General features: G+C 35.7%; 24 protein-coding genes. 14 read left to right on the plus strand and 10 right to left on the minus strand.

From position 1 onward, the window contains the following. Nucleotides 1-44: 44 nt before the first annotated feature. The 5 genes from CRO45_RS19950 to CRO45_RS00020 form a co-directional block, all read right to left on the minus strand. A complete protein-coding gene (locus CRO45_RS19950; RefSeq protein WP_170949364.1) occupies nt 45-194 on the minus strand; it encodes a hypothetical protein in 150 nt (49 codons plus the stop codon). A gap of 35 nt (nt 195-229) precedes the next feature. Further along, the gene (ilvA, locus tag CRO45_RS00005) at nt 230-1,492 is read right to left on the minus strand and encodes a threonine ammonia-lyase IlvA (RefSeq protein ID WP_097147576.1); all 1,263 of its coding nucleotides are present in this window, start codon (nt 1,490-1,492) and stop codon (nt 230-232) included. 172 nt (nt 1,493-1,664) lie between these two features. Then, on the minus strand, nt 1,665-3,017 hold the full coding sequence (locus tag CRO45_RS00010) for a YjiH family protein (RefSeq protein ID WP_097147577.1): 1,353 nt from the start codon (nt 3,015-3,017) through the stop codon (nt 1,665-1,667). A 257-nt stretch (nt 3,018-3,274) separates the two neighbouring features. After that, nucleotides 3,275-3,952 carry a bacillithiol biosynthesis deacetylase BshB2 gene (gene bshB2 / locus CRO45_RS00015; protein ID WP_097147578.1) on the minus strand — a complete coding sequence of 226 codons (678 nt, stop codon included), beginning with the start codon at nt 3,950-3,952 and terminating at the stop codon, nt 3,275-3,277. A gap of 14 nt (nt 3,953-3,966) precedes the next feature. Next, complete coding sequence (locus CRO45_RS00020; RefSeq protein ID WP_097147579.1) at nt 3,967-4,317, minus strand: YojF family protein; 351 nt, start codon at nt 4,315-4,317, stop codon at nt 3,967-3,969. A gap of 345 nt (nt 4,318-4,662) precedes the next feature. Here CRO45_RS00020 and CRO45_RS00025 point away from each other — a divergent pair, with 345 nt between their 5' ends. From CRO45_RS00025 to CRO45_RS00050, 6 genes are all read left to right on the plus strand, one after another. Beyond that, nucleotides 4,663-5,346 carry a uracil-DNA glycosylase gene (locus CRO45_RS00025; protein ID WP_097147580.1) on the plus strand — a complete coding sequence of 228 codons (684 nt, stop codon included), beginning with the start codon at nt 4,663-4,665 and terminating at the stop codon, nt 5,344-5,346. A 70-nt stretch (nt 5,347-5,416) separates the two neighbouring features. After that, nucleotides 5,417-5,593, plus strand: a complete 177-nt coding sequence (locus tag CRO45_RS20235; protein WP_097147581.1) for a uracil-DNA glycosylase — start codon at nt 5,417-5,419, stop codon at nt 5,591-5,593. Beyond that, the gene (locus CRO45_RS00035; RefSeq protein ID WP_097147582.1) at nt 5,590-5,874 is read left to right on the plus strand and encodes a YwdI family protein; all 285 of its coding nucleotides are present in this window, start codon (nt 5,590-5,592) and stop codon (nt 5,872-5,874) included. The genes CRO45_RS20235 and CRO45_RS00035 overlap by 4 nt, the downstream gene beginning before the upstream one ends. 52 nt (nt 5,875-5,926) lie before the next feature. Further along, nucleotides 5,927-6,307, plus strand: a complete 381-nt coding sequence (locus CRO45_RS00040; RefSeq protein ID WP_097147583.1) for a DUF423 domain-containing protein — start codon at nt 5,927-5,929, stop codon at nt 6,305-6,307. A gap of 177 nt (nt 6,308-6,484) precedes the next feature. Beyond that, nucleotides 6,485-7,663 carry a M20 family metallopeptidase gene (locus CRO45_RS00045; RefSeq protein WP_097147584.1) on the plus strand — a complete coding sequence of 393 codons (1,179 nt, stop codon included), beginning with the start codon at nt 6,485-6,487 and terminating at the stop codon, nt 7,661-7,663. A 106-nt stretch (nt 7,664-7,769) separates the two neighbouring features. Next, entirely contained in the window at nt 7,770-9,455 is a 1,686-nt protein-coding gene (locus CRO45_RS00050) for a methyl-accepting chemotaxis protein (protein WP_097147585.1), read from the plus strand. Between the two features lie 66 nt (nt 9,456-9,521). Here the strand turns inward: CRO45_RS00050 and CRO45_RS00055 are convergent, their stop codons facing one another. Further along, on the minus strand, nt 9,522-9,992 hold the full coding sequence (locus tag CRO45_RS00055; RefSeq protein WP_235864491.1) for a spore coat protein GerQ: 471 nt from the start codon (nt 9,990-9,992) through the stop codon (nt 9,522-9,524). Nucleotides 9,993-10,420: 428 nt separating this feature from the next. Here CRO45_RS00055 and CRO45_RS19955 point away from each other — a divergent pair, with 428 nt between their 5' ends. Next, complete coding sequence (locus CRO45_RS19955; protein WP_170949365.1) at nt 10,421-10,591, plus strand: hypothetical protein; 171 nt, start codon at nt 10,421-10,423, stop codon at nt 10,589-10,591. 32 nt (nt 10,592-10,623) lie between these two features. Here CRO45_RS19955 and hemQ read toward each other — a convergent pair whose 3' ends face one another. Continuing rightward, complete coding sequence (gene hemQ / locus CRO45_RS00060; protein ID WP_097147586.1) at nt 10,624-11,379, minus strand: hydrogen peroxide-dependent heme synthase; 756 nt, start codon at nt 11,377-11,379, stop codon at nt 10,624-10,626. Nucleotides 11,380-11,579: 200 nt separating this feature from the next. Between hemQ and CRO45_RS00065 the strand changes: the two genes are divergently transcribed. Beyond that, the gene (locus CRO45_RS00065; protein WP_097147587.1) at nt 11,580-12,413 is read left to right on the plus strand and encodes a lipoate--protein ligase family protein; all 834 of its coding nucleotides are present in this window, start codon (nt 11,580-11,582) and stop codon (nt 12,411-12,413) included. Nucleotides 12,414-12,437: 24 nt separating this feature from the next. Here CRO45_RS00065 and CRO45_RS00070 read toward each other — a convergent pair whose 3' ends face one another. Next, nucleotides 12,438-13,109 (minus strand): RsfA family transcriptional regulator, encoded by a 672-nt coding sequence (locus tag CRO45_RS00070; RefSeq protein ID WP_097147588.1) that lies wholly within the window; start codon nt 13,107-13,109, stop codon nt 12,438-12,440. A gap of 264 nt (nt 13,110-13,373) precedes the next feature. Between CRO45_RS00070 and CRO45_RS00075 the strand changes: the two genes are divergently transcribed. After that, nucleotides 13,374-13,595, plus strand: coding sequence for a DUF1450 domain-containing protein (locus tag CRO45_RS00075; RefSeq protein WP_097147589.1), 222 nt, complete (start codon nt 13,374-13,376; stop codon nt 13,593-13,595). A gap of 130 nt (nt 13,596-13,725) precedes the next feature. After that, on the plus strand, nt 13,726-14,976 hold the full coding sequence (locus tag CRO45_RS00080; RefSeq protein ID WP_097147590.1) for an HD domain-containing protein: 1,251 nt from the start codon (nt 13,726-13,728) through the stop codon (nt 14,974-14,976). 59 nt (nt 14,977-15,035) lie between these two features. On the opposite strand, the gene CRO45_RS00085 is transcribed toward CRO45_RS00080, so the two are convergent. Next, nucleotides 15,036-15,221, minus strand: a complete 186-nt coding sequence (locus CRO45_RS00085) for a 2-hydroxymuconate tautomerase (RefSeq protein WP_097147591.1) — start codon at nt 15,219-15,221, stop codon at nt 15,036-15,038. Nucleotides 15,222-15,290: 69 nt separating this feature from the next. Here CRO45_RS00085 and CRO45_RS00090 point away from each other — a divergent pair, with 69 nt between their 5' ends. Continuing rightward, nucleotides 15,291-15,809, plus strand: a complete 519-nt coding sequence (locus tag CRO45_RS00090; RefSeq protein ID WP_097147592.1) for a YwhD family protein — start codon at nt 15,291-15,293, stop codon at nt 15,807-15,809. 331 nt (nt 15,810-16,140) lie between these two features. Here the strand turns inward: CRO45_RS00090 and CRO45_RS00095 are convergent, their stop codons facing one another. Further along, the gene (locus CRO45_RS00095) at nt 16,141-18,192 is read right to left on the minus strand and encodes a transglycosylase domain-containing protein (RefSeq protein ID WP_097147593.1); all 2,052 of its coding nucleotides are present in this window, start codon (nt 18,190-18,192) and stop codon (nt 16,141-16,143) included. 1,270 nt (nt 18,193-19,462) lie between these two features. Between CRO45_RS00095 and speB the strand changes: the two genes are divergently transcribed. The 3 genes from speB to CRO45_RS00110 all read left to right on the plus strand — a co-directional run bounded on the left by speB (nt 19,463) and on the right by CRO45_RS00110 (nt 22,706). Further along, a complete protein-coding gene (gene speB, locus CRO45_RS00100; protein ID WP_097147594.1) occupies nt 19,463-20,335 on the plus strand; it encodes an agmatinase in 873 nt (290 codons plus the stop codon). Nucleotides 20,336-20,714: 379 nt separating this feature from the next. Continuing rightward, a complete protein-coding gene (locus CRO45_RS00105) occupies nt 20,715-21,005 on the plus strand; it encodes a CC/Se motif family (seleno)protein (RefSeq protein ID WP_097147595.1) in 291 nt (96 codons plus the stop codon). Nucleotides 21,006-21,272: 267 nt separating this feature from the next. After that, complete coding sequence (locus CRO45_RS00110) at nt 21,273-22,706, plus strand: carbon starvation CstA family protein (RefSeq protein ID WP_097147596.1); 1,434 nt, start codon at nt 21,273-21,275, stop codon at nt 22,704-22,706. Nucleotides 22,707-22,712: the final 6 nt, after the last annotated feature.

Raw genomic sequence — 22,712 nt, forward strand, 5'->3', positions numbered from 1 at the left:
TGTGCAAAATAGCCCTCTATCTGAAAAAAATTAGCATAGTAGGGCTATTCGTAATGCGTACCAATAAGGTACGTTTTTTTATATTTCGGGCTTACTAAAGATCCAAATTTCGCAAGTATACTACGCGAAATCGCAAGTAACTCAGGAATCGCAAATAAGTAGAAGAAACCGCCCGCAAATAAAAAACCCCGCACTCCCTTAAAAGGGAAGTGCAGAGTCTACCAAAACCTTATACTAACAGCCCGAACAATTGGCTATCTTTATTCACTTCAGTAAATTCAAAGCCATTCACGCGCATGCGTTCAATTAGACCTTCGTAATCATCGGGTTTACTTACTTCGATCCCGACTAAAGCTGGACCGCTTTCTTTATTGTTTTTCTTTGTATACTCGAATGTTGTAATATCATCGTTTGGACCAAGGACCACAGTTAAGAATTGGCGTAACGCACCTGCACGTTGTGGGAAGTTCACGATGAAGTAATATAATAAACCTTCAAATAATAATGATTTTTCTCTAATTTCTGCCATACGACTGATATCATTGTTTCCACCTGTAATAATGACAACGACAGATTTTCCTTTAATTTGATCTGCATATAAATCTAATGCCGATACAGGAAGGGCACCAGATGGCTCTGCCACGATGGCGTGTTTGTTGTACAAATCGAGAATTGTTGTACTTACTTTTCCTTCAGGAACAACAACGATATCATCCAAATACTGTTTGCAAATGTTGTATGTTTCATTACCAACTAATTGCACAGCAGTACCATCACAAAATTTATCGATTTTAGGAAGGTGGGTAGGGCTGCCGTTTTCAATTGCGGCTTTCATACTTGCGGCACCCGTTGGTTCAACACCAATTACCTTAGTGTTCGGCGAGATGCTTTTCATATAAGCGGAAACCCCAGACATTAAACCGCCGCCACCAATTCCTCCAAAGATGAAGTCTAATGGCTCTTCAATGTCGTTTAATACCTCGACTGCTACAGTACCTTGACCAGCAACAATATCTAAATCATCAAAAGGATGAATAAAAATCATATCGTGCTCTTCGCAATAATCTTTCGCAGCTGCAACTGAATCATCAAATGTATCACCTACTAAGATGATTTCTACTTGATTGCGACCGAACATGCGAACTTGGTCAACCTTTTGTTTTGGTGTCGTTAAAGGCATGAAAATGGCACCTTTAATACCTAAATGTGCACAGGAATAAGCAACACCTTGTGCATGGTTTCCAGCACTTGCACAAACAACCCCGCTATTACGTGCTTCGTTCTCTATTTTTTTAATTTTATAATATGCACCACGTAATTTAAACGAACGAACAGATTGTAGATCTTCACGTTTTAAATAAATGTGTGCTCCATATTTTTCTGATAAATAGTCATTTTTTTGAAGTGGTGTATGTACAACTACATCTTTCAAAAGATGATGGGCTTTCAAAATATTTTCAACTGCATATGATTTCGTACCAGTAACTTCCATCGTTTTGTAACCTCCGTTATTGTTAGAACATTTTATCATTTTAACATAAAAATCAACGTTTTTTCGAAATTTTCAAAATGAAAACGTTTTAAGTACAAAATTAATTTTTTCCAAATTAATAACTTGCCTCAAAAAAAAGAAGCTAGCATTCAAGCCAGCTTCTCTATCTTTATTAGAATAAAATATGTGCAATTGCTGCAACGATTGGAATTGAAATAATCGTACGGATTAAGAAGATTACAAACAATCTCCAAATATTTAATGGAAGTTTTGTACCTAAGATTAATCCACCAACTTCAGACATGTAAATTAATTGTGTAACAGATACAGTAGCAATGAAGAAACGTGTCATTTCAGATTCAATGCCAGCACCTAATACTGCAGGTAATAACATATCAGCAAAACCAACAATCATCGTTTGTGCTGCTGCACCGGCTTCAGGAATTTGAAGTAGCGCTAAAATTGGCTCAAATGGCATACCTAAAATTTTAAAGAAGCTTGTATATTCTGCAAGAACAAGGGCAATTGTACCAAAAGCCATAATGATTGGTGTGATCGCAAACCACATTTCTAAAACATTCTTTAAACCAGAACCAATTACTTGTCCTAAATTTTTATTGCTTTCAGCTTTTGTAAGAGCATTTTTAATACCTAAAGAGAACACGTTATAGCCTTCTGGTACATCTTCACGGTTAGCAGGAGGGTTAGTTCCATCAATCTTTGTATCTGCAATACGACTTAATGGAAATACACGTGGCATAATTAATGCTAAAATAATACTTACAAAAATAACTGATCCATAAAATTGTACAAAGTAATTGCTCATATCAATTGTTTCAAGAACAACGAAACAGAAAGTAATCGATACTACTGAGAATGTAGTAGCAATTGTTGCTGCCTCACGTGCAGTATAGTTGCCTTCTTCATATTGTCTGTTTGTTAATAAAACCCCGATAGTTCCGTCACCTACAAATGAAGCTAAACAGTCGATAGCAGCACGGCCAGGAATTTTAAATAATGGTCGCATAATTTTAACCATCATTGAACCGAAGAATTCTAATAGACCAAAGTCAGTTAATAACGGTAATAATAATCCTGCAAATAAGAATAATGAGAACATCATTGTTACTAATCCGCCATCTGGTGTAATTAATAATCCAGATGTATAGTCACTAGTGAAAGCTTCAGGTCCAATTTGGAATAAATACATCGCTGCAAAAATAACAGCAAGTATTCGCATTATAGTCCAGAACCAATGAACACGGAATAAAGAATCAGCTAGCGTACGATTTTCTTTTGCAGGAATAAAATGCATAATAATCGATCCCACAGCTGCGATAATAAATACTATAAATGCAAACCAATGTATAAATGAAACGACATTAGCCGATAAGAAATTCGCTAGAATAGCGATTGGTACTTTTAGTCCGTCCCCTGTATCAATTGGTGTTATAAATAAGAAAACACCTACTACAGATAAAACGATAAATAAAAACCATGTATATGGTGTGAATTTTGTAGTCATGATCTTTCCCTCTCAGAAGTAAAATTGTATTTGTTGAATATTTATACACTATAAGGGTTTAATATTCATTTGTCTATATGTATATAAAAAGAAATATTATTCAGAAACTTCCGAAACTATTAATGAACTTTTCTATTTTTTATTTTGTGGATAAATAGAGGGAATATACGAAATTCATGGAAGTTATCAGAGGAATAAACACTAGTTTTTTACAAGATTAAAAAGGGCAGGATTAGTATCCTGCCCTTGCATATTTATTAATCTTCAAATGTATAAAGATAATAAGATTCCACATTAAACCAACTATCAAGCTTTGTAGTTTCTTCTTCGGATCGATGTTGCGTTTCTTGCATCATCCAAGCGGTTTGAGAATTGTGGGCGCGTAGTGCTGCTTCTTTGTCTTTTCTTACGCTACTTACATCATGTACGATTGGTGGTACACCGAGTTTAGTCATTGTATTATTAGCAAATCCTACTGCATAAATTCGAGGTCGAGATTCTTTTGGAATGCGACGAACAGCTTCAACAACAGCACGGCCAGTAGCCTCGTGATCTGGATGTACAGCAAAGCCGGGATAGAATGTGATGATTAAGGATGGATTTATTTCATCGATTAAGTCTGTAACGAGCTTCACCATTTTTTCATCATCTTCAAATTCTACGGTTTTATCGCGTAAACCCATCATACGAAGATCTTCAATGCCCATTGCTTCGCATGCTGCAATTAGCTCTTTTCGACGGATTTCAGGAAGGGATTCACGTGTTGCAAATGGTGGATTTCCAAGGTTTCGTCCCATTTCTCCTAATGTTAAACATGCATATGTAACTGGTACGCCCATATTACGATAAAGTCGAATCGTTCCAGCAGAAGAGAAGGCTTCATCGTCTGGGTGAGGGAAAACGACTAATACATGACGTTCAGGTTGTAGAGTCATTTGTTCATCTCTCCTTAATAAGTAAATGGTGTTTCACTAATTTCTAGTGCAACCGCAAGTTTTCCACTATAGTCTAATCCAGCCATCAACAGGCGCCCTTGTTCATCTAAAGTAAAATGTGTAATTCCTTGAGCGTACACCCAACCATGCTCCATTTTCAATCCGACGCGGTGGGGGGATTCACCGACAACTTTTCCTAATTCATAGCGAATTTTCGCATTTCGAATGAAAGCTCCGGCATTAAAAAACTTTTCATCATAATGTGAAGCATATGAACCGTTCGTCGTTTCGAGGTGAATAAAGACGTCTTTGTTCGCGAATGAGTTAAGCAAACCTTGGAGCTCGCTTATGTTAACTTCCTTCATCCTAATTCTCCTTTCCACAGCTTTCGTTTTGTATTTAATAGTATAGTAAAAATTTCTAATTTATGAAATGAAAATGTCTCACCTTAACCGGTGCCTCTTATTCGGTGCCTGGTACCCGAACAATTCTGAATTGTTCGGGTACCAGGTACACAAACAATTTGTAATATTCTGAATTTACTTGAATTGTTCGGGTGACAGGTACACAAACAATTCGGAATAATCTAAATTGTATCTGAATTGTGTGTGTACCAGGTACACACACAACCCACACAAATAGGTACCCACACAAATCTCGTATTGAAATCTACAACTCTTTGAAGTACCGTGAAGAAGAGGTGTTTGAGTATGAAAAAAGTATTCGAAAATGATTGGCAAGAAATACTTGCGGAAGAGTTGGAGAAACCATATTATCAACAACTAAGAAAAACTGTTGCACAAGAATACAACTTACATACAGTTTATCCTGCTAAAGAGGATATCATGAATGTTTTCAATACTGTTTCCTATAAAGATGTGAAAGTAGTAATATTAGGACAAGACCCGTACCATGGACCGGGACAAGCTCATGGCATGTGCTTTTCTGTAAGAAAGGGTGTACCACATCCTCCAAGTCTTCGAAATATATTTGTAGAGTTACAAAATGACCTAGGATGTCCTACTCCGAAAGACGGCTATTTAATGAAGTGGGCGCAGCAAGGAGTCTTTTTGCTGAACACAGTACTAACTGTCCGCAAAGGTGAAGCGAACTCACATAAAGGGATTGGATGGGAACAATTTACCGATGCAGTAATCGAAAAACTTGCCAGAAGACATGACCCGATAATTTTTGTCTTATGGGGTAAACCTGCTCAAACGAAACAAACGATCATTAAACAAAATGGATCCCATCATATCATTTTACAAGCGCCACATCCTAGTCCATTAAGTGCACATAGAGGGTTTTTTGGAAGTAAGCCATTTTCAAAAATCAATGACCAGTTAAAACAGTGGGGGAAAGAGCCGATTGACTGGTGTCTAGATGAACAATAAATAGAAGGATAATCCTTTAAATTGACCAGCCAATTTAAAGAATTCGTATTAGAAAGAAGGGAGTCACTTTTTGCGAATAAATTGTTTTCAATGCCAATACTTTAAAGTTACATGGGATCAAAACAATCCAAGAGGCTGTGCTGCCTATGGATTTAAAACGAGACAATTACCTTCAGTAGTCGTTAAACAATCCTCGGGAATGGATTGCTTGCATTATAAACAAAAAAAGCAGGAGGCGAAACGATGATATCCACTCAAACATTATTACAGCAAATTGAAAAACATACACAACTTGCAAAAAGTACAGAAAATGACCAACTAATTCGCGAGCAATTGATTGCAATTCGAGCGCTCTGTGAACTTGCTCTAACTGAACAAAGTTCTAACATTTCTGTGACAAAAAATCATTTCCAACAACAAAGTTTACCTCAAACAGTACAATTAAATCGTACAACCGAACCGTCTCTACAGTCGAATCCAATAAAAGAAGACGATGGAGCTAACGGAAATTCAATATTTGATTTTTAGGTGACAAACCAATTGAAACATACATTAATGAACAGAAATTGAGGGAAATGACATGAAGGGTTCAATTATTTCAGGTAGTATACACGGATTTTTTGCAGTTGCATTAGGAGCTTTTGGTGCACATGCACTAAAAGCAGTTCTTGATGATTATGGAACAGGTATTTGGAACACAGCAGTACAATACCAAATGTTCCATGCTGTTGCAATAATAATCATTGGGGTTCTGATGAGTACAAAGTTAATGGGAAATGTTAAAACATTAAAGTGGGCAGCTATTTTAATGAATTTAGGCATCGTATTTTTTGCAGGTAGTTTATATGTACTAGCCCTATCAGGGATTAAAACTTTAGGTGCAATCACTCCAATTGGTGGCGTTCTATTCCTAACAGGATGGATTTTAGTCATTGTTTCAGTAAGTAAACATGCGAAATAAATGATGGAGATTTGGGTATCTGGAAAGCTAGTATTTCTGGATGCCCTCATTTTTTATCCTTTTACGATTTCGAACGATTCATTCTATTTTTACAGAAAAGGTAAAAATAAGGTATCATATCTAAGAAGAATAATTTATTAAATTGAAAATTAATAGAAATAAGAAGGAGGCTTTTTAATGGAGCACTTATTAACAAAACTAGAACTAGGATTTGAAGAAATGGTGTCAATTCGACGTTACTTACACGCAAATCCTGAGCTATCATTTCAAGAAGTTCATACACCTGCTTATATAGCAAATTATCATCGTGAACTTGGTCTTGAAGTTCGAGAAGGTGTTGGAGGTAGAGGGGTAGTTGCTACATTACGTGGAGCAAAACCAGGCAAGACGGTTGCATTACGTGCTGACTTTGACGCACTTGCGATTCAAGAACTAAATGATCTACCATACAAATCCAAAGTAGATGGTGTAATGCACGCATGTGGTCATGATGGACATACAGCTACGCTTTTAGTACTTGCTAAAGTTTTAACTGAAATGAAAGAGGAAATTGAGGGCAATATCGTGTTCATTCACCAATTTGCTGAAGAATTAGCACCAGGTGGGGCAAAACCGATGATTGAAGATGGTTGTTTAGACGGTGTAGATGTTATTTTTGGAACACATCTATGGGCACCAACACCATTAGGAGAAGTTTGGGTTCGTCAAGGGCCTATTATGGCTGCGGCAGATCGATTCGAAATTACAATCAATGGAGTAGGTGGGCACGGTGCAGAGCCACATAATTCTGTCGATGCTATTTTAATTGCCTCACATTTTGTGACGCAACTACAATCTATTGTTTCTAGAAGAATTAACCCGTTAAAATCTGCGGTTATTTCGGTAGGTCATTTTGAAGCAAGCAATCCATTTAACGTAATTGCAGGAAAAGTAGAATTAAAAGGTACTGTAAGAACGTTTGATGAAGATATTCGTACTCAAATCGAGAAAGAAATTGAATTACTATTAAAATCGGTTTGTGAAGGTGCACATGCAACTTATGATTATACGTTCTTTAGAGGTTATCCACCAGTTGTTAACCACCCTGAAGAAACAAAGTTCTTAGCAGAAGTCGCTGGTCAAATCAATGAGGTGGAACAAGTAATAGAGTGTGACCCTCTAATGATTGGGGAAGATTTTGCTTATTATCTTGAAAAAGTTCCAGGTACGTTTTATATCACTGGTGCTAAAGATCCTTCGTGGGAAACAGCATATCCTCATCACCATCCACAATTTAACTTTGATGAAAGAGCAATGCTTATTGCAGCGAAAACATTAGGTTTAGCAACGCTAGAATATTTAAAAGAGAGTAAATAATATTAGATTATTTACAAAATATAAATTATTTTAATATTACTATTAAAAGGTAATGTATAATAGACTATTCATCTAGAATGTAACTTTTATAGAAAGAGTGAAGAGTGTGGGCATAGGGGGAAAACTTAATACAGCGTTTTATACATTAATAGCTTTACTATGCATTTCAATGGGAGTTAACTTCTTTAACTTAAATAATATTGAAAGCAAAATGGAAGAAACTTTAGATAGTCGGTTTGTACAAATTCAACTAGCTGATTCTATTCGTAATTCAATTGCGATGCAGGGATTGCATTCTCGAAATATAATGTTAACTGGTTCAACAAAATCCCAGGAGGAGTTAAGATCTTATCAAGATTCGTTAACGGAAGATCTAGAAGAATTAAATGCATTAGTCATTAGTGATACAATGAAGGGCTATCTAGCACAAATGCTACAAGATAAGGAACAGTACGATATAAACCTTGATTTAGCTATTAAAGAGTATCGTTCTGGACAAGTCGAACAAGCAAAACGAATTATGTCTACAGATTTAAATGATGCTTTTGAAAGTCTAGTAGCAACTACTGAATTAATAGATGAATATCAAAATGAGCAACTAAATATCGTTAATAAAGATTCTGAATCAGCTATGTTCACTTCGAAATTAACGTCCATTGTTATATTAATTGTCAGTTTAATCGTAGCTGGTTTCTTCGTTCTTTATGTACGTAGAACAATTACAACGCCACTTAAACAGTCTGTTAAGAACTTGGAAGCAATTGCGGAAGGTGACCTAACATTAGAAGATATGAATCACCATACAAAGGATGAAATTGGTCAGCTTGCGAATTCATTTAATACAATGAAAAATAACCTAAAATCACTTATAAGAAGCGTGCAACAAAACGTAGATCATTTAAGCGCAGCTTCAAGTGAGCTATCAGCTAGTACTGAAGAAATTACAGCAACGACTGAGGATATTACATCCCGTGTTAAAACGACAGCGAAAAGTGCTGGCGCAAATGCGCAATCTGCAAATGATAGTGCTATAGCAATGGATGAAACAGCTGCAGGAGTAAGTAGGATTGCAGAATCGACCCAAGACTTAAATACAAGTTCAATAGATACAAGCGATACTGCAAGACGTGGTGGTAAAATAATCATCAATGCTAAAGAACAAATGGATTTAATTTATGATTCAACGAACATGGTCAATAATCTTGTTCAAAAACTAAGTGAACAAACGAATGAAATTGAAAACATCTCAAGAGTCATTACTGAAATTACGGAGCAAACAAATTTACTTGCTTTAAATGCAGCAATCGAGGCAGCACGTGCCGGGGAACATGGTAAAGGATTTGCTGTTGTGGCAGATGAGGTTCGTAAACTTGCAGAACAATCAAAAGCATCTGCTAGTCAAATTGTGGATTTAACGGTAGAAATTAAAAAAGATACTACTAATGTTACAAAAGCCGTACACAATTCAATTACATCTGTAAAAGATGGTGTGATCATTATAGGAGAAGCAGGGGATGCATTCTCAAACATTGTACATGCCATTGAAAAGATGAATGTACAAATAGCTGAAATTTCAGCAACTGCAGAACAGATTTCAGCTAGTGCAGAAGAGGTTTCTGCATCGGTTACAGAGATTTCAAGCAGTTCTTTAAACTCCTCAAAAGATGTAGAAATAATAGCAACATCAATTGAGGAACAAGCAGCAACGATGGAGCAAGTAAACACAATAGCCGTTGATTTAAGTGAAAAAGCGCAATCATTGCAATCTGAAGTTCAAAAATTTAAATTATAAAACGAAAAAGAGACCCACTTCATTGATTGTCAATAATGAAGTGGGTTTTCAATATATAAGTACATTTTATCGTGTTCGTTGATTCATAACCATACCATTATTTAAATAAGTAATTGGTTCTTCAAATCTAGCAAAGTCGAAATAGATCATCGGGAATAGGAAATAGTGATCTGTTTCAAATTCGCGAATAACTGCATGGTCGCGACCTGCTTCAACAACTACACCACGAACTTCAACCGTATTTCCACCTTCTCTTTCCGCTGAAGGAACAGTGAAGAAAAACACAGCTTCCTTCCCTTTGTTTAATCTTAAAATATTCTCAATATATGATTCTTCACCACGAATTTGGGCAGCTGTAAAAGCGGCCATAGGATTCATTTGCTGTTGTGATTGAGCTTGACTTGGTGGTTGGGTTGGAAATTGGAATTGTGGTTGAGTTTGTTGTGTTTGTTGAGTTTGGGTTGGGAACTGAAATTGTGGGAACGCAGTATTCGGTTGTTGCTGATTGCTGTTAGCATTCCAATAATAATAAGACAATCAAAAACATCCTTTCAATTTTAAATTAAAATTCCTCGGTAAACCTAGGACGGAGGCAAAGAAACAGTGGAATTAATAGCACTTTAGTGAACCATTTTAATCACTGATAACTGGTCACTCATCTGTAGGTATGAAAAACCAATGAGCACGTTTTTAGAACAATACCGTTACCGTCAAGATTCATTCGTTACAAATACTTCGATCATTCATACCTCCTCAAAATAATGTATGCAACAATTAACATTTCAGAATAAAAAATAATAAAATTGTAGAAAATTGTATTACAGTGAAAAATTTTTGAACGATGTCTGTATTTAAGTAAGTATTAAGTCTTTCATTAATATAATGGTAATAAGAGTGTTCGTAGTCTTTAGGAAGTGTAAAGGGTAAGGAGAATGTATTATACATTAAAATGAGGGGTTGGTAATTTGCATTTAGGACCTTGGATTGCAATTGTCATTAGTGCAGTTTTAGCATTTATTGTTGGATCCTTCTATCATCAACCTTTGCATTGGTATTTATTTATCTTGATTTTGTTTATTGGTTTTTTCATTAATACAATCATATTAATTTTAAAGTCAAATGATGAACAAAAATGACCAGTAACCTAAATTGGCTACTGGTCTATTTTTTAATTATTTACTGATAAAAATTTAACTAATTTTTCGTTATCTAATAGGTTACCAACTAAAAATTCACCAAATTCTCCGTAACGTGCAGATACTTCATCAAAACGCATTTCGTATACGATTTTTTTGAATTGAAGCATATCGTCAGAGAATAAAGTTACGCCCCATTCGTGATCATCTAAACCAACTGAACCTGTAATGATCTGTTTAACTTTACCTGCATATGAGCGACCAATTAGACCGTGAGAACGCATTAAATCACGTCGCTCATCCATAGATAGCATGTACCAGTTGTCATTGCCTTCACGACGCTTGTCCATTGGATAGAAGCAAGAATATTTTGTACGTGGTAATTCCGGGTATAGACGTGCACGTACATGTGGGTTTTGGTATGGATCTTCATCTGACTCTTTTGATAAATAGTTTGAAAGTTCCACCACAGAAACATATGAATACGTAGGAACTGTAAAGTCTGCAATTGCTAATTTATTGAATTCTGCTTCAAGTTCTTGTAGTTCTTCTGGAGTTTCGCGAAGAATCATTAGCATAAAGTCAGCTTTTTGACCAAGAATTGAATAAAAAGCATGGGATCCTGTTTTTGCCACATGTGCTTCATTTAATTTTTCTAAGTATTGTACAAATTCCTCAACTGCTTTTGTACGTTCTTCTTCAGAAACTAATTTCCAAGAAGTCCAGTCAATTGCGCGGAAATCGTGTAAACAGTACCAGCCGTCTAATGTAATAGCTGCTTCATTCATTGGTTGAACACTCCCTTAATTGATTAACATTATCAATTACAATCTTAGCATAAATCCAAAATATTTCCTTGGTTTGAATGCTACAAATTAGTGAAATTCATCATTTCGACAATAGTGTGCCCACTTTTCATCAAAATGTAAAACGTGTATGCTTAAAAAGTGTAGCAAATGTTAAAATGGATATTTAGGAGTATACAAAAATGAATCACTTACTAAATCAAAAAAAATGGCGTTTTATCGATCAATCCATTAGCTCGAAGAATCGTACACCATTAGAATCTTTTGCGATGGATGATACCCTCTGTCATTTAGTAGGACAAGGGATGTGTGACTCAACTATTCGTACTTGGGTGCACGATAAAACGGTTGTGTTAGGTATACAAGACCATCGATTGCCTTTTGTGCAAGAAGGTATTAACCTATTAGAAAATAGGGGATATCAAGCTATTGTTAGAAACTCTGGTGGACTAGCAGTCGTGTTAGATCCGGGAGTACTAAATATATCCATCGTATTATCTGAAAGAGAACACTTGATTAGTATTAACGATGGTTATGATGTGATGGTTGAACTTATTAAAAATCTATTTCCTGAGGTAGCAAACGATATTAAAGCTTATGAAATTGTTGGTTCGTATTGCCCAGGTTCATATGATTTAAGTATTGATGGAAGAAAATTTGCAGGAATATCACAACGTCGAATTAGACAAGGGATTGCTGTACAAATTTATCTTTGCATTGAAGGTAGTGGAAGCGAACGAGCAGAACTCATTCGTGATTTTTATCAAGTTAGTTTGAAAAATGAGACAACTAAATTTGTCTATCCAACTATAAAACCATCTGTAATGGCAAGTTTAAGTGAATTATTAAATAGAGAGATTACAGTTTATGAAACTGTGTTCAACCTTCAAAATTTCGTGCAGTCTATTGGTGATATGAATCTGGAAAATCTCCATGATACCGAAACGGAATACTATGACTTTTATTTGAAAAGAATTTTTGAGCGAAATAAAAGAATGCTTGAGAGAAATGAATAGGTAAGAGAAAAACTTTGGATGTGCTTAGTGAGGCACATCCACGTTTTCTTTTCCTTGATCACTAACATTAGTAGAATAGTTTGCAACGAGATTGCCGTTTTTCTCCATCTTAAACACAGGAGCAATACGCTGTTCGTCTTCTTCTAAAGTTACAAGTCTACGAGCACGATTCATAATTTGTACGAATTGTTCATAATCTTCACGAATTGCACGGTTTTCCGATTCTAAAGAAGAAATCTTTTTCTCTAGTTCTTTAATTTTCTCTGTTGCAGCATTGGCAACTTGACGCCATTTAGTAGCTTCATTGTCAGAGCCACCGTTATGTTGTAAACGAAGTAAATAAGCAATTACGATATCTAGATTAAGAGCTGAAAGAGGAATAGATTTAACATCTTCACTAGTTTGAGTGGAAGATGGAAGCAAATAAACACCTTGGTTACGGCGTCTACCGTTCATTCCTAACACTCTCATTCTCTCTTTTCTTTCTTTTTTAGCTTCTGCTAATTCTTTCTCATATAAACGACGGACAACCGCATTCCAACGAAAACCACATGCAGCTGCCGTACGATTTAATGCATCGCCTGCTTCCTCAAAAGCGTTTAATTGAGTACTACCTTCTTTAACGTGACGCAAAACAGCTTCCGCTAGCAGTTCATCGTTTTCTTTAAGCCAAGCATCTTGTCTAATTTTGACCATTATTTAACCTCCTGTGATGTTAATAGTTTTATTTGTTCATAATGTATCATCGCCAATATTTTAGAAAAATATTCATAATTATTATTTTAATAGTAAAAAATTTTTAGTGATTTATATCATCTCTTAAGACCTTTGACGGATTAGTCTGTTTTTTGCTTGAAAGGGATGTATTAGTTAATATAAAATAGCATTTGTGAAAAAAGACTCGTAAATATTCAATTAATGAATAAAAGAAATATACAAATAGAAAGGGTTGTGGACAAAATGGCAAACGAATTTAAAGTTTGCGATGAATGTCAGGCCGTTAACTTAAAAACGTTAATTCCAAAGTTAAAAGAACTAGATCCAGAAGCAACGATTGAAATTGGCTGTCATTCATATTGTGGTCCAGGTCGTAAAAAAACATTTACCTTTGTGAATGGAAGACCACTTAATGCATTAACAGAAGATGAGTTAATGGAAAAAGTAAAAGCGAAACTGAAATAATAAACTAAAGACTATCGCCTTAAATGAAGGAGATAGTCTTTTTGTGTACAATTAAATAATAGAGTTTAATGAAAATAATTCAAAACTCACATATAATAGATAGTAAGATTGTGGGAGTGAGGTGTGGACAGTGAGTAATTACGCTAATTCTAAGTTAGTAGAAGAAAAGGTATTTAAGGATCCTGTGCACCGCTATGTTCATGTGCGCGATCAAGTTATTTGGGATTTAATAGGCACAAAAGAGTTCCAACGTTTACGAAGAATTAAACAGCTCGGCACTTCTTACCTAGTGTTTCACGGTGCAGAACATAGCCGTTTTAACCATTCGCTAGGTGTCTATGAAATTGTTCGTCGAATTGTAGATGATGTCTTCAGAGGACGTCCAGAGTGGGATGAAAGTGAACGTTTAGTTGCTCTATGTGCGGCGTTACTTCATGATTTAGGCCATGGACCGTTTTCCCATGCTTTCGAAAATGTTTTTCATACAGACCACGAACATTATACAAGAGAGATATTGTTAGGAAACACAGAAGTCAATGCAGTATTAAGGAAAGTGTCGGAGGATTTTGCTGAAAGAGTTGCCCTAGTTATTGAAAAAAATTATACAAATAATATTGTAGTGAGTCTTATATCAAGTCAAATAGATGCCGATCGAATGGATTACTTACAACGGGATGCTTATTTTACAGGGGTAAGTTATGGCCATTTTGATATGGAAAGAATTTTAAGAGTGATCCGTCCGCGACAAGGACAAATCGTTTTTAAAGCGACTGGGATGCATGCAATAGAGGACTATATTATGTCTAGGTATCAAATGTACCTACAAATCTATTTTCATCCTGTTTCTAGAAGTGCCGAAACGGTTCTTAACTTAACATTAAAACGTGCAAAGCAATTATATGATGAAGGTTATCAATTTAAGTTTGACCCGATTCACTTCCATTCCTTCTTTGAAAATAGAGTAACATTAGAAGACTACTTAGCTTTAGATGAAAATATATTGCTTGCCTATTTCCAATATTGGATGGATGAAGAGGATGCCATTTTAAAAGATTTAAGTAGAAGATTTATAAACCGCGATTTGTTTGCCCATGTTGATTTAAATCCTGAAGAGGAGCCAGAACGTTATGCTTGGTTAATCGAGCAGGTGAGGGCACAGGGATTCGACCCTGAGTATTATGTAAAACCAGATTCCACATCGGATTTGCCGTATGACTTTTATCGACCAGGTGATAAAACAACGAAAAAACCAATCTACTTGGAAATGCCGAGTGGTGAAATACGAGAACTTTCTGAGCAGTCTCATATCGTTTCGGCAATGGCAAATAATATTAAAGTAGATTATAAAGTGTACTATCCGAAAGAGATTATGTTTATTTAAGATAAACAATCTCTGATGTACATAAAAAGAGAATCCTCGTATTGGGATTCTCTTTTACGTTATTTATCGCTAGCGCGAACGCCAGCTTTAGCATAGTGATTTTTAGCCATTTCTTCAATAACGATAGTAACGGCTTCTGCAGGGGCATCCACAGTTTCTACTACTGCTTCTGTCACTTTTTCAACTAATGCTTTCTTTTGCTCATCTGTACGACCTTCAATCATTTTTATAGTTACGATTGGCATGTTGCATCCTCCTTAGTGGATATAATTAGTGTATATTCATTATAATAGGCTTAGATGGAGGGATTTACAATGACAAGTGGAGAAAAACCAAAACAAAAAATTGGATTTACTATTATTAAAGATGACCCAACAGATGGACATAAAGGGTATGGCATAGGTTCGTTATCTTTAGAAAATGTCACGCCGTTATTTATTGATATTGAAGAGAAAAGTGCATTTATTGATATCGGGGCGATGCATGCGAAAAGTGCAGTAGAAAAGGGCATTAAGTTTACAATAAATCGGGAAGATTCTGAAGGTGGTAAACCTTATTGGCTAGTGTGGATTACAATCGACTTTAAAGAAGATGGTCCATATTATGCGGGTGTCACAGCTTGTGAAATGGTTGTTAATCGTGAGAAAAGACGCGGATATAAAATACTTGCTGACCATGTAAACAGAATGGATAAATCATTAAAGCGCAAGATTCTAGTTGATAACATGGACGATAGTTCTAAGCAAGTACTTGCAGAATTCTTACAAACCCACAACCAAGAAATGTGGGATCGAAGCGAAGAACAGTTAAAAAACGATTTGCAAGTAAACTAACTAAACTATTTTAAGATAATTTGAAGATTGAATGAAAGCGCTTTTGTCAACATAAACATCGTTGGAATAGTGTTAATTATGAACAAAGTGTGACAGTTATCTTTACCAATTAATCCTTTATTGAAACCAGCGGTAAAAAAAGGTACATTAACATTATAGTTCAAATAATGAACTAGGACACTGTGGCTAATTGAAGGCTATGAAAACTATGCGGCATTTGAACAATACCCAAGCCGAATGCCCCATAATTTTCATGCCTCGATTGCCCAAAAAAAGGCTCTCTCTTGTTTTGGAAAGTTATTTCCAAATAAGAGAGAGCTTTTTTGTTACCTTAAAATCCGAATATATTTGTAAAACCTTCTAAATCGAACAAGTTGAAGAATTGATCCCAATCTTCATTCTCAAAGAGTGAACACTTTTCAGTAGGCACATCTTCTGTTTTCACATAAACGAGTCTTTGTTTAGGACAAGCGTCTGTTGCAATCTTTCCAGATTCAATATCTACGATAACGCCTTCAACACCACTAGGAACTTTAAAGGATTCGTTATCCTTACCTTTATGAACAGCTTCCATAAATTCTATCCAAATTAGCTTTGTAGCACTTTTATCGTCCGAATCGGTTAAGGTTTTTCCTGCATCATATCCATTCCAAACACCTGCTGTAACACTCGGTGTATAACCGATTAACCAGTTATCACTAACAGTTGAACCCGATTTAGCAGCATAAGTATGTGTCATTCGAGGTCTTAACGAGACACCTGTTGCTGGTGAATAATCGTTAAATACAGGGTCAAATATACCAGTCATTAACTGTGTCATTATGAATGAATCTTGTTCAGAAACGATTTGTTCTGGTGCTGGCGGACTATATTCGTAAACTACCTCTCCTTTAGCATTATGAATGGAAATAATAGTCGTTGGTTTCCGTTTTTGACCATTGGCAGCAATGATATTATAAGCATTTGTCATATCGTATAAAGACGTTTCAATTGTTCCAAGTGCAGCTGAAGGATTATCCCCTGAAGAGTAGGATAAATCAAAACGTTTTAACATATCACGAAAATCATTATGGCCAATTTCTTGTAATGTTTTCACTGCATAAATGTTATCTGAAATAGCAATTGCTTGCGCTAAAGACATTGCACTATCAGCAAACTTCCCATTAACGTTTTTCGGTTGATATGTTGATCTTCCACCATCATAGGTAAAAATCGTTTCGCCAACTTCTAAATAAGTTAATGGTGAGAATCCATTTTCGAGTGCGGCAGTATAAAGAATCGGTTTAATTGTGGAGCCAGGTTGTCGTGCTGCCTGAGTGACACGATTAAAAGGACTTACTCCATAATCACGTCCTCCAACGAGTGCTGTAACATAACCTTTCTCTACATCCATACTAACAAAACCTACTTGCAACTCGTTGTCAGGCATATGTTTCTCAACAGCTTCTTCCGCCGCTTGTTGATGAGCCTGATTTAAGGTTGTCCGAATTGTCCAACCGCCTTCACGGATGTTTAACCCTTGTTTTTCTAATATATTCGTTGCTTCTTGCCAAACAGTATCTAAAAAGTAAGGTGCAATCTTACGTGAAGCAATCCATTCATCATTTTTTAATACGATTTGTTGGGATTGTGCACGCTCTTTTTCAGTTGCACTAATCATTTTTTGGTCTTCCATTAAACTTAATATTAGCTTTTGACGATTTGATGCCTTTTCAAAATTAATAATTGGAGAATAAATGCTAGGACCTTTTGGAATTCCTGCTAACATTGCAGCTTCAGCAAGTGTTAACTCACTAGCTGATTTACTAAAGTAATATTGACTGGCTGCTTCAACTCCGTACATACCATGTCCATAGTTAACGGTATTTAAGTAGCCTTCAAGAATTTCATCTTTTGAATAGAATATTTCTAATCGATAAGCATAAAGCGCCTCATTAAATTTTCGCGACCAAGTTTTATCGAGTGTTAAGTAGAGATTACGGGCTAGTTGTTGTGTAAGTGTACTAGCACCTTCAGCCATACTTTGCGTTTTAATGTCAGTTAGAATCGCACTTGCAATTCGAGATAAGTCAAATCCATTGTGTGAATAAAAATCTTTATCTTCAACAGCAATGGTCGCGTCTAGTAGATAGGGTGACATTTCTTCTAACTCGATCCAGTAACGTCTTTCTTCGGTGTAATAATCGCCGATTTTATTTCCATTACTATCTAAAAATACTGATGCTTTTGGTATGATGAGAGGCGGTGCTCCTGCAATTTGGGCGTAAATACGTAATGACAAAAGCCCTACAGCCATGGCACATATGAAACCGACAAAGGTTAGTACTGTTATTTTTACCCACTTTTGTCGTCTTTTTTTACGAAAATAGCTTCGTCTTTTCAACCATATTCACCCCATTCTTTCCAATTAACGATAGTATAGACGTGAAATCTTTCGTTTAATCTAGTTTTTTTCGAAAAAAGTGTTGCACAATACCAGAAAAACACTATACTTTTCTGATGGATATGAATTCATATTTTTGTATTGTAGGAAAAGTTTACAAATGAGACCGTATTTCTGGAATAATGGTAACTTTGTATACAAATTAATACGGATATAATAGAGAAAAAGTTTCAAATCGAGACTTATTCATAATTTTCAGCGAATTCTTTCGTAGAAGAAAATTCTCGTTTGAGAATTTAAAGAGTTGGAAAATGGGAAGAGTATTATAGGTATGGGGAATTTCAAGTTTGAGGTCTGCGTTGAAGTGATGAAGATCATTTTGTCGTGGAATTCGGATGGTAATGTCCTTCATAAGGGCGCTGAAGCTCATTTTGGAGTGAAATTCAGGTGGAAATGTCCTTCATAAGGTTGATGAAGCCCGTTTTGGAGTGAGATTTGGGTGGAAATGTCCTTCATAAGGGTGATGAAGCCCGTTTTGGAGTGAAATTTGGGTGGAAATGTCCTTCATAAGGGTGATGAAGCCCATTTTGGAGTGAAATTTGGGTGGAAATGTCCTTCATAAGCATGATGGAGCCCATTTTGAAGTGAAAATCGGATGGAAATATCTTTATAAGTGTGATCAAGGACATTTCGAAGTGAAAACAGGTTAGAAATGTCTTTGATAATATCTATAAAAGACATTACAGCAAGAAAATGGCCTTGAAATGTCTTTAATAAGCCTTGTAAAGGACATTATAGTAAGCAAATCATCGTGAAATGTCTTTTACAAGGCCCCTAAAGGACATTACAGCAAGCAAATCGTTATGAAATGTCTTTAATAAGGCCCCTAAAGGACATTACAACAAGCAAATCATTGTGAAATGTCTTTTACAAGGTCCCTAAAGGACATTACAGTAAGCAAATCATTGTGAAATGTCTTTTACAAGGCCCCTAAAGGACATTACAGCAAGCAAATCGTCATGAAATGTCTTTAATAAGGCCTCTAAAGGACATTACAGCGACAAAATCGCCATGAAATGTCTTTAATAAGGCCCCTAAAGGACATTACAGCAAGCAAATCGTCATGAAATGTCTTTAATAGTGCCTCTAAAGGACATTAGAACAAAAAAATCATTATGAAATGTCTTTAATAATTCAGATAAACACATTTCATATAGAAAAAACGTGCTTTTATTACGAAAATACAAAATATAATCAGTAGGTGATATTAATGAGATTTGATGAAACTTATTCAGGAAATGTATTTATTAAAAGTCATCCAAATTATGAAGAATCAAAAGCGGTATTATACGGAATGCCTATGGACTGGACTGTAAGTTACCGTCCAGGATCACGTTTTGGTCCAGGCAGAATTCGCGAAGTATCAATTGGATTAGAAGAATATAGCCCGTACCTTGATCGTGAGCTAGATGATGTGAAATATTTTGATGCTGGTGATATTCCATTACCTTTCGGAAATGCACAAAAATCACTAGATACAATAGAAGAGTTTGTAAAGAGGGTTTTAGCTGACGGCAAAGTCCCTGTTGGTATGGGTGGGGAACATTTAGTATCTTGGCCAGTGATGAAAGCAGTTTACGAAAAATATAACGATTTAGCGATCATTCACTTTGATGCGCACACTGATTTACGTACTGATTATGAAGGGGAGCCTTTATCCCACTCAACGCCAATTCGTAAAATTGCTGAGCATATTGGTCCAAATAATGTTTATTCTTTCGGAATTCGTTCTGGTATGAAAGAAGAATTTGACTGGGCTCGTGAAAATGGTATGCACATTTCAAAATTTGAAGTGCTTGAGCCATTAAAGGAAATCCTTCCAACATTAGCTGGTCGTAATGTATATGTAACAATCGATATTGACGTGTTGGATCCAGCACATGCACCGGGAACAGGAACTGTTGACGCTGGTGGTATCACATCAAAAGAATTATTAGCATCCATCCATGCCATTGCTGGTAGTGATGTAAATGTTGTCGGTTTTGACTTAGTGGAAGTTGCTCCGATCTATGACCAATCAGAAATGACTTCAAATACGGCGTCGAAATTGTTAAGAGAAATGATATTAGGCTGGGTGAAATAATGTGAGTGAGGCACAGAGAAAATAATTTCTCTGTGCTTTTTATTGTGATGTTTTAGCTATAGCTATAAGGAGATGGGAGCAACACGTTTTCTATTGAGTTAAATTAAATTTATCAACTTTTACGCAAAAGTGAAGGTCCACAAGTTTTAATAATGTACATCTCTGAATAATGTGTAATTAATACCAATTTTTATTATTATGCTGTCTTTCACCGCAAAAATCAAATTTGTTAACATAAGCCCCATAGTACTTTATATGTGAGAAGGCTCACCACCTGCCTCAGGGACAACTTAACGAATACGGGAAGATGGTTAGAGTATCAAACGTGGCGAAAACAGCCCTATTTAATTTTAAAAAATTATTAAAGGGGGAAATTGTCTTGAATCTATCGGTCGTTGTAGAAGAAAATGTAAAAATGTATATGAAAAATAAGGGAAACATTATTACTATTTCGAGTTTTATTGTACAAGGATGTTGTGTAGTTGCGGAAGAAACAGATGTTTCGTATAAAGTGCCGAAGGATAAGACGAAGTACGTAATTGTAGAACAAGACGATTTAACGATTTATATAGATAAAATACTGCGCTTTAAAGATGACCGTGTTATATTATCCGTTTCTGGTTTTGGCCCCTTTAAATACATCTATGCAGGTGAATTAAAACGAATATAAATTCAGGTTCTTTTTAATCATGACTGCCGCAAGCTTTTGCCACTGTCAAAACATGTGAACTGCACTTTGGAAGCAATTAAACTAGATGTAAAAATAGCGTTAAATTACTAATAAAGCATTCCCACTTTATTTTTCCGATTTATGATGAGTACGAGGGAAATCGTAGAAAAACGTAAATATTCTATGAAAGTTTGTAATAAAGTTTTATAGATTTATATAACATGTTACAAAAGGAAAACGTTTACAAAAGTATGAGGGGGGAAACATTTGATTACCTTTTTAGTTGCTGTTGTTTTATTGGTTATTGCTTATTTTACGTATGGAAAATTTGTTGAAAAAGTGTTTGGTATAAATCCCAACAGAAGAACACCTGCCTATGTGAATGCGGATGGCGTTGACTATGTACCAATGGGTAAACAAAAAAACGCTTTAATTCAGCTATTAAACATTGCAGGAACAGGTCCAGTTTTCGGTCCAATTATGGGTGCATTATTTGGTCCTGTTGCATTTTTATGGATTGTCTTTGGGGCAATTTTCGCGGGAGCTGTTCATGATTATTTAACAGGGATGATTTCAATTCGTAACAGAGGAGCTCACATCCCTGAATTAGCAGGTAAATTTTTGGGGAAGATATCTAAACACTTAGTGAATTTCTTTGCGCTACTTCTCTTATTGTTAGTAGGAACAGTATTTGTAAGTACACCTGCGAGTTTACTTTATGTTCTAATAGATGGTAAAATCGCACTTATTTTTTTAATATTTGCAATTTTTATTTATTATCTCTTATCTACTATATTGCCAATTGATAAGATTATTGGTCGTATTTATCCTTTTTTTGGTGCGATCCTCTTAATTGGAACAATAGGGGTTGGCTTTACATTATTATTCTCTGAATATAGGATTCCTGAATTATCATTTGAAAACTTACACCCTGCCAATTTGCCAATTTTTCCGATTTTATTTTTAACAATTACATGTGGAGCATTATCTGGTTTCCATGCAACACAATCACCGTTAATTGCCAGAACGACGCAAAATGAAAAACAAGGTCGCTATATTTTCTATGGAATGATGATAGCAGAAGCTGTAATTGCCATGATTTGGGCAGCAGCTGCAATGAGTATTTTTGATGGTCAAACTCTTCAAGGTTTAATTAGTGAAGGGACAGTTTCCCTAGTTGTAAATGAAGTAGCAGTTACACTTTTAGGTGCGGTTGGTGGTACGATTGCTGTACTTGGTGTAGTTGTACTCCCGATTACATCCGGCGACACTGCGTTCCGTGCAGCGCGAAATATCATTGCAGATTATTTAAATATCAACCAAATAAAAATGGCAAAGCGCTTAATGATTGCTATTCCAATGTTTGTCGTTTCGTATTGGTTAACAACAATTGATTTTAATATTTTATGGCGATATTTCTCCTTTGCGAACCAAGGAACGGCCGCACTTGCCCTCTGGATCGCAACAATGTATTTACTTGTAAAGGGACGGAATTACTGGATTTCCCTTATTCCAGCTCTCTTTATTACAGCTATGGTAATGACCTATATATTATACGACAGTAACTTAGGGTTTGGTTTAGCACTTAACATTGCACAAATTGGTGGCGTTATTATTACAGCCGTTATAGCAGTCTTATTCTTTATGAAAGCGAATAAGAATAAAAAGGAAAATCTTCAGATCGATCTTGAAGTGGAATAAGAAGTT

The organism is Ureibacillus acetophenoni (assembly GCF_900220965.1).
Taxonomy (GTDB): domain Bacteria; phylum Bacillota; class Bacilli; order Bacillales_A; family Planococcaceae; genus Ureibacillus; species Ureibacillus acetophenoni.